A 17,599-nucleotide genomic window follows, 5' to 3' on the forward strand; every position below is an offset into this window, starting at 1 on the left:
TCTGCCGATGCGAACCTGCTGAGCACACAGCAGGATCTGTTTGCGGCGGAACTGACGCCACTGTCCGCACAGGGCACTGGCAGCGCGACAAGCCCGAAACGTCGCCTGCATATCGGCAACCACATCCTCGAATTCAGTCTGAAGCGCTCGACGCGGCGCACCATCGGTTTCCTGATTAATGATGACGGGCTGCGGGTGACGGCGCCACGCTGGGTCTCGGTGGCCGAAATCGATAATGTGGTGCGCGACAAGCAACGCTGGATTTTTGCCAAGCTCAATGAACGCCGCGACCGCAAGGCGCGCCAGTTGCCGGCGGCCATGCAGTGGAGCGATGGCGCTGCGGTACCGTATCTGGGCGGCACGCTGACATTGCGGATCGTGGCGCATCAGCGCAGTACCATTTCGTGCAATCTGGAATTGGCAGAACTGATGGTTTGCCTGCCGGTCGATGCCAGCGAACAGCAGCGCAAGGAATGTGTGCAAGCGTGGCTGCAACTGGAAGCAAAACGGATCTTTGGCGAACGCCTGCCGCTGTACGCCGACAAGCTGGGTGTGCGCTACCAGTCGTATGCGCTGTCCTCGGCGACGCGCCAATGGGGCTCGTGTACCGCCGATGGCCGTATCCGGCTGAACTGGCGATTGATCCATTTTTCATTGCCATTAATCGATTATGTTGTTGCTCACGAGTTATCACACTTGCTTGAAATGAACCATGGCCCGCGATTCTGGTCTACCGTGCAATCGATCTTTCCGGAGTTCGAGGTAGCACGAAAAACTTTAAGGCAACAAGCTCCGGCGACCTTGCCCGCCTTTTGATGCACCGCTGGCCGCACTCCTGCGGCAGTTTTATTTTTCGGAGAAATGCTTTGCGTCTACTTCACACCATGTTGCGCGTCGGCAACTTGCAACGCTCGATTGATTTTTATACCAACGTCATGGGCATGACCCTGTTGCGTACCAGTGATAATCCATCCCAGAAATACACGCTCGCCTTTGTCGGTTACGGCAAAAACCCGGAACATGCCGAACTCGAACTGACCTGGAATTATGGTGTCGAGAGCTATGACCAGGGCACTGCCTACGGCCACATTGCGATCGCCGTGGAAGACGCTGCACAGACCTGCGCCGCGATCAAGCAAAGCGGCGGCACAGTCACCCGCGACGCCGGCCCTGTCAAAGGCGGCAGCACCGTCATCGCCTTCGTGCAAGATCCGGATGGCTACAAAATCGAACTCATTGAGCGCAAGCCGATGTGATTTGCCAACAGTTGCCAGCCCAGATGATCTGGCCAGGCAACTAGATGTCGTGTTGCAATTTTCTCAAAAGAAAGTACAGTGGCTATGTTTTCAAGCCATGCCACGCACTTATCTGACATCGATAGACAAGAACACGTCTGACATGGGTTCGCCGGAACAGTACAACAGCAGGGATAAACAAGACAACGAAATAGCGTTACCTCTTCATGGGCCTGGTGATCATTTCCAGTGCACGACAAAGTTAACAACGATTAACTGGTGTTGAGTACCGCGCTGTCATTTATTTGCTAATTGGCAAACTCATTGAAAAATGGGGACGCAAAGCCTCCGGCCTACGGTCTGCAAAGATCACGGTAGCGGGGCTGCATGAAAAAATGATCCTGCCAGATGGACAGGATGATTCTTTCTTCGTCCGCGCCAACCCCTTGTTTGTATCTCATCCTTACAAGGGAATTCAATGAAGCAACCTGTATCGCGGAAGGTGGTCGTCCGCACCCTGATCACCACCGCTACCCTCGCAGTCACCGGCCTCGGTATCGATGCCGTCACCACCCCGAATAACCAGACAGTTGCGCCGGTCGCCACTGCCACGGCCGCTACGACAGGCAATCGATGGAATGCCCATCCGATGCTGCTGGCGCAATCGATGCTGGTCAGCGCCGGCACTGCCGATTCGGTCAGCCCGCAGGAGATGCCGCTTGCCCCCGCAGCACCGTCAACTCTCAGCCAGGAAACGATGGCATCCATGGAAATGCCGGCGGACTTTGTGCCCGCCAGCGCTACCGGTGTCACCGGCAATGCCCCATTCGCCCGGATCGCACTGAATGGCTTTTCATCCGGCAGCGCGGCGATCGCCCAACTGGGTGGTCATCTCGACGCGGTGGCGCAGTGGTACGGCATGAGCAATACCGAATTCCGCCAGATGCTGCTTACGGACAGCAGCGTACACATCGATCGCAAGGGCCGTGTACTGCATATCGATCAAGAACTCGCAGTTGGCCTGAAGAACGGATCTGTGATGGCCACCACGACTGTCTCGACATCGGTGGCGGCAGCTGGCGGCGCCAGCCCGTTTCCGCTATCGGAAACTTTCCTGCTGCACAGCAAGCCGGGTTCGACCCGTGTGCTATACCTCGACTTCACAGGCCAAGGTAGCTATCCGGCATTTGACATGGATGGCGTACCGTCGACCTTCAGTACCGCCGAACGTCTGGTGATCCAGCGCGTGATGTTGCGCGTAGCGGAAGATTATTCAGCCTTCGATGTCGACGTCACGACCGAGCCGCCCGTGAACGTCAGTGGCAAAATCGGCGCGACGATATTAATCACACCGCGCTCGATCAATGCAGGTGGCTACACGTACATGAATTCGTTCAGGACGTTCACGCCCGGTAACGCTTCATCCTTTTGCTACCCGAATAATCTGGCCTATGTCGAAAAATACATTGCCGAATGTGTTTCGCACGAGCTCGGTCATACGCTGGGCCTGACCCATCAGGGTGTGTCGCCGTCAACGTCTTACTACAGCGGTCAGGGCTCCGGCGATACGGGTTGGGCCCCGATCATGGGCGTAGGCTATTACAAGAACCTGACGCAATGGTCGAAAGGCGAGTACCTGAACGCCAACAACCAGCAGGACCCGTATGCGACGATGGCCAAATTGGGGTTGCTGCCACGTGCCGATGACCATGGCGACACGATTGCCAAGGCCGACGCATTGATATCGAGAAGTGCCAATGGCCTGAACAATCTGAGCGGTTTTGGTCGCATCGAAACGCCAGGCAGCGTCGATATGTTCAAGTTCGCAGCAGGCGCCGGACCCGTCAGCCTGACCGTGGCCGGCTCGATGCTTGGCAGCGATCTGGACGTTGCCGTCCAACTGCTGGATGGCAATGGCAGGGTACTGGCTGCCAGTACCAGCGCCACCACCACGCTGACCAAGACGCTCAGTCTGAACTTGCCAGCCAAAAGTACTTATTACTTGAAAGTAACTGGTGCCGGCCGCGGTGATCCAAAGGCTACCGGGTACAGCAACTACGGCAATCTTGGTGAGTACAAGATCACAGGGAGCGCTGCACTGGCGAACTGAGCATTGATGCCAGCCAGGTATACGGCCGTCGCGAACGATTGAAGGCCGACGTTCACATAGTGATGCCAGACACGGCACGCGAACTTGGCGTCACTTCCAAGGAGAGCGACAAAGCCGGCAAGCGCTTCCGACAAGGATGTGCTTGCCGGCTTTTTTGTGGCCGGGCGATTCGCCTGAACGGAGGATGGTCACACCGTCACTCGCCAAATGGAGGAGAGACCGCGTGGTTTATCCGCGATTTTTGCAACGTACCTCATCAGCAACCGTCACCATCAAATGAATTAACCATAAATAAAATCAAAATAATCGAATAAAACAGAATTTCTGTATGTTTTTTTCCAAAATTAATACCATTAAAAAATGTTTCACTCAGTTCACATTTTTTAGTTGACGCAAGGAAACATTAAGAAGAGTATCTGCACATGGGCAAACTTATCGAAAGATAAGGACGCAAAGCCTCCGGCCTAATATCTGAAAAGATCATGGTAGCGGGGTTGCCGAGAAGAGGGATCCCTGTTCCATGACAGGACGATGATCTTCCCGACCGCGCCAGCCCCTTGTTCGTACTTTCTATCCATAACAGGGGAATTCAATGAATCAGCCAGCTTCGCGGAAACCAGTTGTCCGCACACTCATCGCCGCCATCACCGTCGCCTTCACCGGACTCGGTATCTATACTGTCACCACGCCGAACGACCAGGTCATTGCGCCTGTCGGCACTACCAGCGCAGCCACAACGAACGCCGCATCGACCGCCGCATCCAATCCATGGAATGCCAATCCGATGCTGCTGGCCCAGTCGACTCTGGTCAACGCCAACGCCACTGAAATTGCAACTGCCACCGTGGATACCGCAGAAGTCCACGACCATGCTGCAGCCGCACCGTCCACCCTAAGCCAGGACACGATGGCAAAAATGGAAATGCCGGCTGACTATGTGCCCGCCAGCGCCAACGGCGCCACCGACAATGCCCCGTTTGCCCGGATTGCCCTGAACGGCTTTTCATCTGGTAGCGACGCGATCGCTGCGCTGGGTGGCCATCTCGACGCAGTCGCACAGTGGTATGGCATGAGCAACACCGAATTCCGCCAAATGCTGCTGACCGACAATAGCGTGCACCTCGACCGCAAGGGCCGTGTGCTGCATATCGATGAAGAACTGGTCAAAGGTCAGGCCAATGGCACCACGATGGCAACCACGACGGTGAACGCATCGATCGCAACCACCACTGGCACCAGCCCGTTCCCGTTGTCGGAAACCTTCCTGCTGCACAGCAAGCCGGGTTCGAGCCGTGTGCTGTACCTCAATTTCCTGGGCAAAGGGACCGATCCGGCCTTTGATACCGATAAAGTGCCAAGCACGTTCAGCACCTCCGAACGGCTCGTGATCCAGCGCGTGATGTTGCGTGTAGCAGAAGATTATGCTGCCTTCGATGTCGATGTGACGACCGAACCACCGGTGGCCGCTGCCGGCAAGCTCGGCGCGACAATGCTGATCACGCCGCGCGTCATTTCGGCTGGCGGTTATGCCTACCTGAATTCGTTCACGACGTTTGTGGCTGGTAGCGTAACGTCGTACTGCTTCCCGAACAATCTGGCGAACACCGAAAAATACATCGGCGAGTGTATCGCCCATGAACTCGGCCACACATTGGGACTGACCCATCAGGGCGTGCTGCCATCGACCGGGTATTACGCGGGCCAGGGTGCGGGCGATACCGGCTGGGCCCCGATCATGGGCGTGGGCTACTACAAGAACCTGACGCAATGGTCGAAAGGCGAGTACCGCAACGCCAACAACAAGCAGGATACCTACGCCACGATGGCAAAACTTGGCCTGAAACCACGTGCCGACGACCATGGCAACACGATCGCCCTCGCTGATGCCCTGATCGCCACCAGCGCCAATGGCCTCAGCAATCTGAGTGGGTTCGGTCGGATCGAAACTCCGGGCGACATCGACATGTTCAAGTTCACGGCCGGTGCCGGTGCCGTCAGCCTGAAAGTGTCCGGCTCGATGCTCGGCAGCGACCTGGATGTGGCAGTGCAACTGCTGGATGTCACTGGTAAGGTACTCGCAACCAGCACAACCGCCACGACCACCCTGGCCAAGTCGCTCAGTCTGAGCTTGCCAGCCCAGGGTACCTACTACCTGAAAGTGTCGGGCGCTGGTCGCGGCGATCCACTCTCGACCGGGTACAGCAACTACGGCAACATTGGCGAGTACAAAATCACCGGTACTTCCGCACTGGCAACCAGGTAAGGCTTCACTGGCACGCGCTGCGTGCCGTCCGGATCAGGAATGACAAAGCCGGCAAGGGCTTCCGCAAGGAAGTGCTTGCCGGCTTTTTTATGCACCGGAATGACAGTTGAACCGGGAAGGCTAAACAGCCACCGGCAGGCGATTGGCCAAGCCAACATACTGCTCCAGCGATACCGTCTCTGGCCGCAAGGTCGGGTCGATACCGGCATCGATCAGTTGATTTTCGGTGAACATGCCGGCCAGGCAATTGCGCAATACCTTGCGACGCATCGAGAACGCTTTGAGCACGACTTGTTCGAGCGCTTGCTGATTGCAGGCCAGTGGCGCTTCCAGCGGGATCATGCGCACGATCGCCGATTCGACCCGTGGTGGCGGATCAAACGCTGTCGGCGGCACGATGAAGCGCAATGACATCGCATAGCGCCACTGCAGCATGACCGAGAGCCGGCCATAACTTTTGCCGCCGGGCGGCGCGACCATCCGCTCAACCACCTCCTTTTGCAGCATGAAATGCTGGTCTTGCACCAGTGCCGTAAAACTCGCCAGATGAAACAGCAGCGGACTGGAGATGTTGTACGGCAGGTTCCCCACCACCCGCAGTTTTTTTCCGGCCGGCACAGGCAGGACGCCGAAATCGAATTGCAGCGCATCGCCGGAATGGATCAACAGCTTTTTCTGGTCGAAGGTCTTTTGCAGGCGCACGACCAGGTCGCGGTCCAGCTCGACGACGTGCAACTGGTCGAGATCGTCCATCAGCAAGCGCGTCATCGCGCCAAGGCCGGGGCCGATTTCGACCATCGTATCGCCGGATACAGGAGCGATGGTCTGGATAATGTCTTGCAGGACTTGCTTGTCGGTCAGGAAATTCTGGCCGAAGCGTTTGCGGGCGATGTGTTTCATGTGCTGTGCTTCATAAGCTGTGTTTCATAAGCTGTGTTTCATAAGCTGTATTTCATGTGCTGTGCTTCATGTACTGGATGCCGTCGAATGCGCCACCATCTTTGCCGCCATGCGGATCGCCTCGACCATGCTGCCGTGATCGGCATGTCCGACGCCCTGTTCGGCGAGGTCCAGCGCGGTGCCGTGATCCACCGACGTGCGGATCAGCGGCAGGCCAAGCGTGATGTTGATGCCGTGGCCAAAGCTGGCGAACTTCAGCACCGGCAAGCCCTGGTCGTGATACATCGCCAGCACGCAATCGGCGTCTTTCAGGTACTTCGGCTGGAACAGCGTATCCGCCGGATACGGTCCGGCCACATTGATGCCGCGCGCGCGGGCCGCCTGCAGCGCCGGAATCAGGATATCGATTTCTTCACGTCCGAGATAACCGCCCTCGCCCGCATGCGGATTCAGGCCAGCCACCAGGATGCGCGGGCGATCCAGCCCGAAGCGACTTTGCAAGTCGTGTTGCAGCACATCCAGCGTCTGTCCGAGACTCTCGGCAGTGATCGCTGCCGGCACATCCTTGAGTGCCAGATGGATCGTCGCCAACGCCACCCGTAGCGGATGATCTCCGCTGGCGGCGAGCATCATGACCACATGCGGCGCAGCGGTTTTTTCGGCGAGGTATTCGGTATGGCCGGTGAACGGCACGCCGGCATCGTTGATCGTGCTCTTTTGCAGCGGCGCCGTGACCATCGCGTCAAACCAGCCGGCACGGGTGCCTTCGATGGCCATGTCCAACATCTGCAGCACACTGCGACCGTTACGCGGATCGAGCTTGCCGGGCACCACGTGTTCGGCCAGCGGACAATCCAGCACGACCAGGCGCGAGGCCGGAAAATTCGGCAACCCGTCATTGCGTACGGCCAGTAGCGACACCGCAGCCAGGGCGATGTCCGGATCGATCTGGTCGGCAATGATGGCCAGAAAAGGCGCATCACCGATCAGCACGCAATTGATTTCATCACGTAGTTCCCATGCTGCACGCAACGCGATTTCCGGACCGATGCCGGCTGGTTCGCCGCAGGTGATGGCGATGCTTGGCCGCACCGTCGCGCTGCTGGCAGCCGTCATTATTTTTCTTCCAGACGATATTCAACGTAAGCGCGGTCGCGCAATTGACGCACCCAATCCTGGCTCGCTTCTTCGAGCTTGCGTTCGCGGATGGCCTGACGGGCGGTCAGGCGCTGACGTTCCTGCGAGACGTCCTGGTTCTTGCGTTCGATCACTTGGATCAGGTGATAGCCGAACGGCGTTTCGATCGGCGCGCTGACCTCACCCGGCTTCAGCAAATTCATGGCGCGTTCGAATTCCGGCACGGTGTCGCCCGGATAGATCCAGCCGAGATCGCCCCCCTTGGAAGCCGACAGGTCGTTTGAATACAGCTTGGCCAGTTCCTCGAACGTGGCCGCCTTGTTATCCAAACGCTGCTTCAGGTCGGTTAGCTTGCGCAATGCTTCGGCAGAAGTGACGATCGTATTGACCTTGATCAGAATATGGCGTGCGTGGGTTTGCTCGACGGCCGGTGCGGCAGCGGTCGAGGTTCCCTTGAGGACGCTCTGGGTGCGCTTGCCCACTACTTTCAGGATATGGAAACCGCTGGCGCTCTTGACCACCGCCGACAGGTCACCCTGGTTTAGCTGCGCAACGGCATCCACAAAAAGTTGCGGCAACCGGTCCGTGGTACGCCAGCCCAGTTCGCCGCCTTTGAGTGCATCGATCGAGTCGGAATACGACGCCGCCAGCTTGGCAAAATCGGCACCGCTGCGCAACTGCTGGGCGACTTCATCGGCGCGGGCACGGCGCGCGGCAATTTGCTCGGCCGAGGCGTTTTCAGGAATGCGCACCAGGATCTGGGCCAGATTGTATTCAGGCTGGCTTTGTGGCGCGTTCTTTTGCGCTTCGATGTAGTTGTCGACTTCGGATTCGGTGATCTGCAGCTTGTTGTCGACTTCGCGTTCACGGATGCGCTGCATCGTGATCTCTTCGCGGATTTCTTCACGGAAGCGGGCGTACGGCGTGCCTTCGCGCTCCAGCTGGTTACGGAAATCCTGCATCGATAATTTGTTCTGTTCGGCCAGGCGCGCCATGGCGCGATCCAGCATCACGTCATCGATCTTGATACCGCTGTCGGCTGCCAGTTGCAGCTGTGCGCGGTCGACGATCATCCGTTCGAGAATCTGTTTTTCCAGCAGTGAGCGCAATGGCATCGCCGCGCCTTGCTGGCGCATGCGCGCCTCGACCAAGGCAACCCGGGCATCGAGTTCCTGGCGGGTAATGACGTCGGTGTTGACCACGGCGACGATCGAATCGATCACTCTCGGCTCGGCCTTGCGGGGTGCTGCCGTTAAGGACGACGGCGCAAGCTTGTCGGCCAGCTTGACCTGGGCGCTGGCTTGCTGCATGCCGCCGCAGGCGACGCCGAGCACGACGACAGCAATTTTCAGGAGGTGTAAAGGTGCAATGACTTGTCGCATGGTGTGATCCGTAGTCCTGGAAAAATTCGTGGTCATGGTCGGTTGGTATTCGACTGATTGATGTTCTGGTAGCCCGGCACACTGGCGCGCAAGGCTTGCAACGGGTTCGACCCGAGCTTGGACAAACCGTTTAATTCAAGCTGGAAATACAGTGCCGACGTGGCCTGCAGCGTCGAGGTCGGCGTACGCTGGCCGACGATACGGAAGACCCAGCAATCAGCCTTGTATTCGACCCCGAGCAAGCCTTCGGCAACCTTGCTGGTCGTCAGCGAGTAATTGACCCGGCCCACACCGTACCACCTTTGTGCAAACGGCCACTGCCCCGACACGTCGAACGACTTTTCGAGATTGTTCGGCAAGTCCTGCCGGTACTGCAGGTTCAACACCCGCATCGGCGCCGGCTGGTAGCGCACGCCGATATTGGCGCGATTGAGTACGTGCTGGGTCTGGCTGTATTGCAGATTGGTTTCTGCCGACAGCGCCTGGTTCAGGCGCCCGTTAGCCGACAACAGCAGATCGGAACGGCTGTCGTTGGCAAGCGGACCGAGCGTGACACGCTGTTCGGAAAAATAATAGCGCTGGCCGATGGCGATGCGTGCCCGTTCTTCGCCGGACGCCTCCAGGAAGCGCGACGTGACGGCCGCCGTGACCTGGTTGGCGTCGCTGATACGGTCATTGCCGACGAAACGGTTTTCGCTGAACAGCTGGGTAAAACTCAGGTCAGCTAACGCGCTGTCGAAATTCGGCAACAGCGACTGGTCGCGGTACGGCGTGTAGACATAGAACAGGCGCGGTTCCAGTGTCTGCGTCAAGGCCTTGCCCAGCAGGCTGGTATCGCGTTCGAACACCATGCCGCCATCGAGCGATGCGGTCGGCAAAGCGCGTGACGGTGCCCCGTTGACACCAGTGACCGTGTTGTCAAGCTGGTAGCGGGTGGCGTGGAACGCCAGTTTGGGCGTGATGAAGAAGCCGGGTTCGATGATCGGATACGACACCTTCGGATTGACGAACAGCCGGTCGCCGCGCTGCAAGGTCGGATGCCAGAAACGGGTCAGATCGGCATCGGCCGCGAGGTCAAAGCCGGCGACATCCGGTCGCGCCGTCGTCAGTGTCAATTGCGGCAAGCGGTCATACGGCCGCGCGATCGGTGCTACCGGATCCTGCAGCACCTGATAATTGGTGGTGCGCGCCGTCGCACTCCAGTACGCAGCGCCATAGGTCAGGCTCAGGTCGCGCAGCAACAGGCGCTGGGTAGCCGTAGTCAGCGTGCGCGAAAAATCGGTCGGGTAATCATCATCGGAGGCTGCATTGATATTCCAGTTCAGCGTCAGTCCCGGTCGCAGTGTTTGCGTGTGGATCGACGACAGCGCCCAGCGGTCGGTACCGGTCAGCTTGTCCTTGAGCAGGCCTTCGATCTTGGTCTCGCCGGCGTACATCGGATCGAGATACCGTGCCCACGCACCAAGCTGCAGGCCGCGCTGTGCAATGACTTTGGGATACAGCGTCAGGTCGCGATTGGGCGCGATATTGAAGTAGTACGGCACCGTGACTTCGAGCCCGCCGCGGTTGGTGGCGCCGATGGTCGGTGGCAATACGCCCGACTTGCGCGCGTCCGACAACGGAAACGACATCGCCGGCGCCGCCAGGATCGGCACGCCCTTGAAATACACCACAGTACTTTTGGCCAGGCCGATATCGCGCGCGGTATCGAGATTGAGCGTGCCGGACTTCAGATACCAGTCGGGGTTCGGCCCTTCGCAGGTGCTGTACGTCCCATCGACCACGGTCGCGCGATCTTCGGATTCAAAATCGATGCGGGTTGCCTTGCCCTGGCCATTGTTGCGCTCAAGCCGGTAAGTCGGATTGGTGACGAAACCTTCACCGGCATCCATGTTGAGCTTGAGCTTGTCGCCGGTATAGATGTCGTCGATGCGCTTCATGCGGACATTGCCGGTGGCTTCGATTTCATCTTCGACGATGCGGTATTTGGCATGGTCGGACGTGACGGTGGTCGTGCCGCGGACGATCTCGACCTTGCTGTCGAGTTCCAGTTCACGATCGGGCCGACCGGTCATTTTTTCGGCGCTGACTTCGGCGGGTGCTTCACGATCGTTGACTTTGGCGGGCCGGGGCGGGGGCGCGGATTGCGCGAGCACGTAGTTCGGCAAGGTCGCTGCCGCGACGACGGCGGTCAGGATACGGAGCAGGCGCTGCGCCGAGGACTGGGGCGATGACGAGGTCGAGGGCGAGGACGGGACAGAAAACCGGATCATGAATTTGGATGGTCACCACCGTCGCAGGCGATTTTTTGAATTGAATCCCTTATTATAGGGGAACTCATTCCACCTCGACCGGAAACCCCGGGACGCTTCATGTCTTTGCATACACCACTTGATCTTCGTTTGACCAATTTAAAAGATTGGCTCGCTTCCCTTCCTGCACTGCCGGTCAATCCGGACAGCTTGCGTCCGGCCTCGGCCGATGCCAGTTTCCGGCGCTACTTTCGGGTTGATACCAGTGACGGCGGCACCGCCATCGTCATGGATGCACCACCACCGCTGGAAGATGTCCGTCCCTTCATCGCTGTCGCCAAACTGTTTGGCGACACCGGCGTGACCGTGCCCGAGGTACTGGCACAGGACACCGAGCAGGGTTTTTTGCTGCTCAGCGACCTCGGCTCGACCACCTATTTGCAGCAGCTGGCACCGGACTCGGCCCATGCGCTGTACCTCGATGCCATCGATGCGCTGGTCCTGCTGCAGGTGCATAGCCAGCCCGGCATCCTGCCCGAGTACAACCGCGAGCTGCTGCACCGCGAGCTGATGCTGTTTCCGGACTGGTATGTCAACAAGCACCTCGGCGTCACCCTGGACGCGGCCCAGGAAGCCGAACTGAACGGCGTGTTCGAGGCCCTGCTGGCGAACAATCTGGCGCAACCCCAGGTCTATGTACATCGTGATTACCATGCCCGCAATTTGATGGTTCTGCCAAAAGGCAATCCCGGCATTCTCGACTTTCAGGATGCGGTATACGGCCCGATCACCTACGATCTGGTCTCGCTGCTGCGGGATGCGTATGTCGAGTGGGATGAAGAAATCGTGCTGGACTGGGCGATCCGGTATTGGGAACGGGCCCGCCGCGCCGGCTTGCCGGTCAATCCGGATATCGATGCGTTCTATCGCGACTTCGAATTCATGGGCCTGCAACGCCACCTGAAAATTCTCGGTATCTTTGCCCGTCTCTATCATCGCGACGGCAAGGATGCGTACCTGAAAGACCTGCCACTGGTCATGCAATACACCCGCAAGGTGGCGGGCCGCTACAAGGTCCTGTCGCCGCTCATCCGGCTGCTCGATGCGCTGGAAGACAAGGCACCGTCAGTCGGCTATACCTTCTGACCGATGACCTCTTTGCACTGGAACTGACAAGCATGAAAGCCATGATCCTCGCTGCAGGTCGCGGCGAGCGGATGCGTCCGCTCACCGATACCTGCCCGAAACCCCTGCTGAAGGTCCGCGGCCGTCCGCTGATCGTCTGGCACATCCTCAATCTGGTCCGTGCCGGCATCACCGAAATCGTCATCAACCATGCCCATCTGGGCGCCCAGATCGAGGCCACCCTGGGCGATGGCAGCCACTTCGGCGCCACGCTGCACTATTCTGCAGAATCGACCGCGCTGGAAACCGCCGGCGGCATTGCGCAGGCACGCGTGCTGCTGGGGAGCGAACCGTTCGTGGTGGTGAATGGCGATATTTTTTGCCCGCACTTCGATTTCGAGCAAGTCAAATCGGCACTGGTCGACGCCGACATGTGGGGCAATCCCTACCCGCCGGACAAGCGCGATATGGCCTGGCTGTACCTGGTCAAAAATCCGCCGCACGTGCCCGACGGCGACTTCGGCCTGACGACGTTTTCGGTCACCAACGAGGGCCAGCCGCGCTTCACGTTCTCGGGAATCGGCGTTTATCGCCCCGAGCTGTTCGATGCTATTGTTAGCGGCGCGCCAGCCAGGCTGGCGCCACTGCTGCGCGAGCATGCCGCGCGCGGCCAGATCGGCGGCGAAGTCTACCGGGGTGACTGGACTGACGTCGGCACACCGGAACGGCTGGCCCAGCTGAACCGCCCACTTTCAGAAAGCAACCGACCATGATTTCCTATGCCGCCCGCCGCGCCCGCCTGATGACGCAGATGCAGGCCAAAGGTGGTGGCGTCGCCATCATTGCGACTGCGCCGGAAGTCCATCGCAACAGCGATGTCGAATATCCGTACCGGCATGACAGCAGCTTTTACTACCTGTCCGGCTTTGGCGAACCGGAGGCGGTGATCGTGCTGGTGGCGGGTAAAAATCCGCAGTCCATCCTTTTTTGCCGGGAAAAAAATACCGAACGCGAAATCTGGGAAGGCTTTCGTCATGGTCCCGACGGCGCGCGTGTGGCCTTTGGTTTCGATGCGGCGTTTCCGATCGATGCCCTCGATGCGATTCTGCCAAAACTGCTGGCCGACCAGCCTGCACTGTTTTATGCGCTGGGCAGTCATGCCGCGCTGGACGCGCAGGTGCAACGCTGGCTGGCCAAGGTCCGCACGCAATCGCGCGCCGGCATCGCGGCGCCCTCGACTGCCCACGATATCAGCGGTCTGCTCAACGAAATGCGCCTGACCAAGGACGATACCGAAATCGCCATCATGCGCCGCGCCGCCGAGGTCTCCGGTGTCGCGCATGCGCGCGCGATGGCCATGGCCAGGCCGGGTTTGCGCGAGTATGAAATCGACGCCGAACTGCTGCATGAATTCCGCCGCCACGGCTCGGATTTTCCGGCCTACACCTCGATCGTCGCTACCGGCGCAAATGCCTGCGTGCTGCATTACCGCGCCGGTGCCGCGATCCTGCAGGCCGATGACCTGGTGCTGATCGATGCGGGTTGCGAGCTCGATGGTTACGCCTCCGACATTACCCGTACATTCCCGGCCAGCGGGCGCTTCTCGCCGGCGCAGGCCCGGCTGTACGAACTGGTGCTCGCAGCGCAAGCCGCAGCGATTGCCGAAATCCGGCCCGGCCAGCGCTTCATGGATGGTCATGATGCCGCCGTACGGGTACTGTCGCAGGGCATGCTGGATACCGGCCTGCTCGATGCCAACAAGGTGGGCAAGCTCGATGATGTGATCACCAACGGCGACTACCGCCAGTTTTACATGCATCGCACTGGTCACTGGATCGGCATGGACGTGCATGACGTCGGCGACTATCGCGAAGTCGGCGAGGCACCCACTGCCGGCGGCGAAAAGCCCTGGCGCATCCTGCGGCCGGGCATGACGCTCACCGTCGAGCCGGGCATTTATGTGCGGCCGTCAGCCGGCGTGCCGGAGCAATACTGGAACATCGGCATCCGCATCGAAGACGATGTGCTGGTGACAGCGAACGGTGCCGATGTCATGAGCCTGGCGGCACCAAAAACCATCGCCGACATCGAAGCCGCAATGCGCGGCGGGTGAACCGGGGACGAATCGAATGACTACGCAAACAAGCACGGATATCGATATCGCGATCTGCGGCGCAGGACCGGTCGGACTGACGCTGGCCGGGCTGCTGGTGCAGCGTGGCGTCGCGCCATCGCGCATCCTGCTGCTCGACGCCAGGACCGCCGAACAGTCGCGCAGCGATCCGCGCTCGATCGCCCTGTCCTACGGCAGCCGCCAGATTCTCGACCAGGTCGGTGCCTGGCCGATACCGGCGCAAGCCATCGACCAGATCCATGTATCGCGACGCGGCCACTTCGGCCGCACGCTGATCGATCGGGCCGACTATGGCGTTCCGGCGCTGGGATACGTGACACGGTATGGCGCACTGGTGAGTGCCCTCTCGGATGCGGTTGCCCGGATGGCCGTCGAGGTAAGACGGCCGTGCCAGATCACTGCCGCTGACGACACTGCCGAAGGGGTCACGCTGCGCCTCGCCGACGGCAGCTGTTGCCGTGCCGCGGTGCTGATCCAGGCCGAAGGCGGCGTCTTCGCCCGGCAACCGGCACGCGCGCTGCATCGGGATTATCAGCAGAGCGCAATCGTGACCCATGTCACCACCAGCAACCCGCTGATGCAGCGCGCCTACGAGCGCTTTACTGCCGAAGGCCCGCTCGCCTTGCTGCCGCAGGATGGTGGCTATGCGGTGGTCTGGTGTACGCAAACGGATACTGCCACGCAGTTGATGGCACTGGATGACGCGGCGTTCCTGGATGCTCTCGGGAACGCATTCGGCACGCGGGTCGGACAATTCCTCGGCGTCGCACAACGCTACGCCTATCCGCTTGGGCTCAACGCCCATGTCACGCCCACCGCGCGTACGGTCGCCATCGGCAATGCCGCGCAGACGCTGCATCCGGTGGCAGGACAGGGCTTGAATCTCGGCTTGCGCGATGCGAAGGTGCTGGCGCGGTTACTGGCGCAGAAGGCCAACCCGGCTGCACTGGCCAGTTTTGCCAAAGAGCGCAGCAAGGATAGAGACATCGTAATCCGGGTCACGGATGCGATGGCGCGGGTGTTTTCCAGCGCGCCCGATGGCGCCCTGTCACAGAGTGTGCTGGGCTTGTCGCTGGGACTGCTGGATGCAATTCCGCCGGTGCGCCGGATACTGGCCGAGCAGATGATGTTCGGACAGCGCACGTAATAGTTGCCGTCCGGCTCGCCGGATTCGATTCCGGGGCGTAAAAAAACCCGTCATGCCGCAACCGGCCATGACGGGTTTTTTAGTTGAAGCGCCATCGCGCTATGGCATCGATTACTCGACCGCCTTCACCATCTCTTCAATGACCTTCTTGGCATCGCCGAACACCATCATCGTCTTGTCCATGTAGAACAATTCATTGTCCAGGCCGGCGTAACCCGAGGCCATCGACCGCTTGTTGACGATGACCGTCTTGGCCTTGTAGACCTCAAGAATCGGCATGCCCGCAATCGACGATGTCGGATCTTTTGCTGCCGGGTTGACCACGTCGTTCGCACCCAGCACCAGCACCACGTCGGCTTGCGCGAATTCGCCATTGATGTCTTCCATCTCGAAGACCTGGTCGTACGGCACTTCGGCTTCGGCCAGCAACACGTTCATGTGGCCTGGCATCCGTCCCGCCACCGGATGGATCGCGTATTTCACGATCACACCCTTGTGGGTCAGCTTTTCGGTCAGCTCCTTGAGTGCATGCTGCGCCCGCGCCACCGCCAGGCCATAGCCCGGAACGATGATGACGGTTTCGGCATTGCTCATCAGGAAAGCGGCGTCATCGGCCGAACCGGATTTGACCGGCCGCGCCGCCTGCGCACCACCTGCCACGGCCACCGTCGGATCGCCACCGAAGCCGCCAAGAATCACGTTGAAGAACGAGCGGTTCATCGCCTTGCACATGATGTACGACAGGATCGCACCGCTCGAACCGACCAGCGAACCGGCAATGATCAGCATCGAATTGTTGAGCGAAAAACCAATCCCGGCCGCGGCCCAGCCCGAATAACTGTTGAGCATCGACACCACGACCGGCATGTCGGCGCCACCAATCGGGATGATGATCAGCACACCCAGTACGAAGGCGATGATCGCCATCAGCACGAACGCGGTCCAGGCCGGTTCGATGCCTGGTGCGAAGCAGAAGATCAGCCCGAAGCCGACCATCAGAATCGCCAGCGCCAGATTCAGGAAATGCTGCCCCTGGAAGCTGACCGGTTGTCCCTGGAACAAACGGAACTTGTATTTCCCCGACAGTTTGCCGAATGCAATGACCGACCCCGAGAACGTGATCGCACCAACGAAGGTGCCGATGAACAGTTCGAGGCGATTGCCGAACGGAATCGCGATGTCATGCGCAGCGATGTTGAAGGCCCATGGCTCCGAGACGGCAGCGACCGCAATACAGACCGCCGCAAGGCCGATCAGCGAATGCATCGCGGCGACCAGTTCCGGCATCTTCGTCATCTCGACAGTGCGTGCCAGGTAGGCACCAATGCCGCCACCAACCACCACGCCGAGGATCACGAGGCCGTAGCCGAGCGGTGCGCCCATGGCTTCGGATTTCAGTTTGATGATCAGTGCAATGGTGGTAACGATCGCCAGCGCCATGCCGCCCATGCCGAAGGCATTGCCGCGCCGCGCCGTCGACGGATGCGACAGGCCTTTCAATGCCTGAATGAAGCAGACCGATGCAATCAGGTACAGCAATGTAACGAGGTTCATGCTCATGGCTGCTTTCCTTCCGCGACGACCTTGGCGGCCTTCGGTTCTTTCTTCTTGAACATCTCCAGCATGCGCTGGGTGACCAGGAATCCGCCGAAGACATTGACCGCAGCCAATGCCACGGCCAGGGTGCCCATGACCTGGCCGAGACGACCTTCGGTGAGGCCAGCGGCGAGCATGGCACCGACGATGATGATGGCCGAGATCGCATTGGTGACGGCCATCAGTGGCGTATGCAACGCCGGGGTGACGGTCCAGACCACGTGGTAGCCGACGTAAATCGCCAGTACGAAAATGATCAGGTTGATGATGGTGTGACTGACTTCCATGGTGTCCTCGATTCTTGTTGGTTTATTGACG

General features: G+C 59.5%; 14 protein-coding genes and 2 riboswitches. Of the genes, 8 read left to right on the forward strand and 6 right to left on the reverse strand.

Annotation, left to right across the window (positions count from 1 at the left end):
* Positions 1–15: 15 nt before the first annotated feature.
* From ABD720_RS02160 to ABD720_RS02175, 4 genes are all read left to right on the forward strand, one after another.
* The gene (locus tag ABD720_RS02160; RefSeq protein ID WP_425547901.1) at positions 16–816 is read left to right on the forward strand and encodes a M48 family metallopeptidase; all 801 of its coding nucleotides are present in this window, start codon (positions 16–18) and stop codon (positions 814–816) included.
* 50 nt (positions 817–866) lie between these two features.
* The gene (gloA, locus tag ABD720_RS02165) at positions 867–1,256 is read left to right on the forward strand and encodes a lactoylglutathione lyase (protein WP_344761574.1); all 390 of its coding nucleotides are present in this window, start codon (positions 867–869) and stop codon (positions 1,254–1,256) included.
* 283 nt (positions 1,257–1,539) lie between these two features.
* Positions 1,540–1,626, forward strand: a riboswitch (cyclic di-GMP riboswitch).
* A gap of 87 nt (positions 1,627–1,713) precedes the next feature.
* Positions 1,714–3,345 carry a zinc metalloprotease gene (locus tag ABD720_RS02170; protein WP_344761575.1) on the forward strand — a complete coding sequence of 544 codons (1,632 nt, stop codon included), beginning with the start codon at positions 1,714–1,716 and terminating at the stop codon, positions 3,343–3,345.
* 415 nt (positions 3,346–3,760) lie between these two features.
* A riboswitch (cyclic di-GMP riboswitch) is annotated at positions 3,761–3,847 on the forward strand.
* Positions 3,848–3,937: 90 nt separating this feature from the next.
* Positions 3,938–5,608, forward strand: coding sequence for a pre-peptidase C-terminal domain-containing protein (locus tag ABD720_RS02175; protein ID WP_344761576.1), 1,671 nt, complete (start codon positions 3,938–3,940; stop codon positions 5,606–5,608).
* Between the two features lie 120 nt (positions 5,609–5,728).
* Here ABD720_RS02175 and rsmA read toward each other — a convergent pair whose 3' ends face one another.
* The 4 genes from rsmA to ABD720_RS02195 form a co-directional block, all read right to left on the reverse strand.
* Complete coding sequence (rsmA, locus tag ABD720_RS02180; protein WP_344761577.1) at positions 5,729–6,508, reverse strand: 16S rRNA (adenine(1518)-N(6)/adenine(1519)-N(6))-dimethyltransferase RsmA; 780 nt, start codon at positions 6,506–6,508, stop codon at positions 5,729–5,731.
* Positions 6,509–6,574: 66 nt separating this feature from the next.
* Positions 6,575–7,624, reverse strand: coding sequence for a 4-hydroxythreonine-4-phosphate dehydrogenase PdxA (pdxA, locus tag ABD720_RS02185; RefSeq protein WP_344761578.1), 1,050 nt, complete (start codon positions 7,622–7,624; stop codon positions 6,575–6,577).
* Positions 7,624–9,027 carry a peptidylprolyl isomerase gene (locus ABD720_RS02190; RefSeq protein WP_344761579.1) on the reverse strand — a complete coding sequence of 468 codons (1,404 nt, stop codon included), beginning with the start codon at positions 9,025–9,027 and terminating at the stop codon, positions 7,624–7,626. The genes pdxA and ABD720_RS02190 overlap by 1 nt, the downstream gene beginning before the upstream one ends.
* 32 nt (positions 9,028–9,059) lie before the next feature.
* A complete protein-coding gene (locus ABD720_RS02195) occupies positions 9,060–11,300 on the reverse strand; it encodes an LPS-assembly protein LptD (protein WP_344761580.1) in 2,241 nt (746 codons plus the stop codon).
* Positions 11,301–11,399: 99 nt separating this feature from the next.
* Between ABD720_RS02195 and ABD720_RS02200 the strand changes: the two genes are divergently transcribed.
* Genes ABD720_RS02200 through ABD720_RS02215 form a run of 4 tightly spaced genes read left to right on the forward strand, consistent with a single transcriptional unit; the run spans position 11,400 to position 15,685 of the window.
* The gene (locus ABD720_RS02200; protein ID WP_344761581.1) at positions 11,400–12,425 is read left to right on the forward strand and encodes an aminoglycoside phosphotransferase family protein; all 1,026 of its coding nucleotides are present in this window, start codon (positions 11,400–11,402) and stop codon (positions 12,423–12,425) included.
* A 32-nt stretch (positions 12,426–12,457) separates the two neighbouring features.
* Positions 12,458–13,177 carry an N-acetylmuramate alpha-1-phosphate uridylyltransferase MurU gene (murU, locus tag ABD720_RS02205; protein ID WP_344761582.1) on the forward strand — a complete coding sequence of 240 codons (720 nt, stop codon included), beginning with the start codon at positions 12,458–12,460 and terminating at the stop codon, positions 13,175–13,177.
* Positions 13,174–14,517 (forward strand): aminopeptidase P N-terminal domain-containing protein, encoded by a 1,344-nt coding sequence (locus ABD720_RS02210; protein ID WP_344761583.1) that lies wholly within the window; start codon positions 13,174–13,176, stop codon positions 14,515–14,517. Before murU ends, ABD720_RS02210 begins: the two co-directional genes overlap by 4 nt.
* A 16-nt stretch (positions 14,518–14,533) precedes the next feature.
* Entirely contained in the window at positions 14,534–15,685 is a 1,152-nt protein-coding gene (locus ABD720_RS02215; protein WP_344761584.1) for a UbiH/UbiF/VisC/COQ6 family ubiquinone biosynthesis hydroxylase, read from the forward strand.
* Between the two features lie 111 nt (positions 15,686–15,796).
* On the opposite strand, the gene ABD720_RS02220 is transcribed toward ABD720_RS02215, so the two are convergent.
* Positions 15,797–17,245: an NAD(P)(+) transhydrogenase (Re/Si-specific) subunit beta gene (locus ABD720_RS02220; RefSeq protein ID WP_344761585.1), complete on the reverse strand. Its 1,449-nt coding sequence runs from the start codon at positions 17,243–17,245 to the stop codon at positions 15,797–15,799.
* Positions 17,242–17,568: an NAD(P) transhydrogenase subunit alpha part 2 gene (locus ABD720_RS02225; RefSeq protein ID WP_344761586.1), complete on the reverse strand. Its 327-nt coding sequence runs from the start codon at positions 17,566–17,568 to the stop codon at positions 17,242–17,244. The genes ABD720_RS02220 and ABD720_RS02225 overlap by 4 nt, the downstream gene beginning before the upstream one ends.
* Positions 17,569–17,599: the final 31 nt, after the last annotated feature.

Origin of the sequence: Actimicrobium antarcticum (genome assembly GCF_039536745.1) — a bacterium.
Lineage (GTDB): Bacteria > Pseudomonadota > Gammaproteobacteria > Burkholderiales > Burkholderiaceae_D > Actimicrobium > Actimicrobium antarcticum.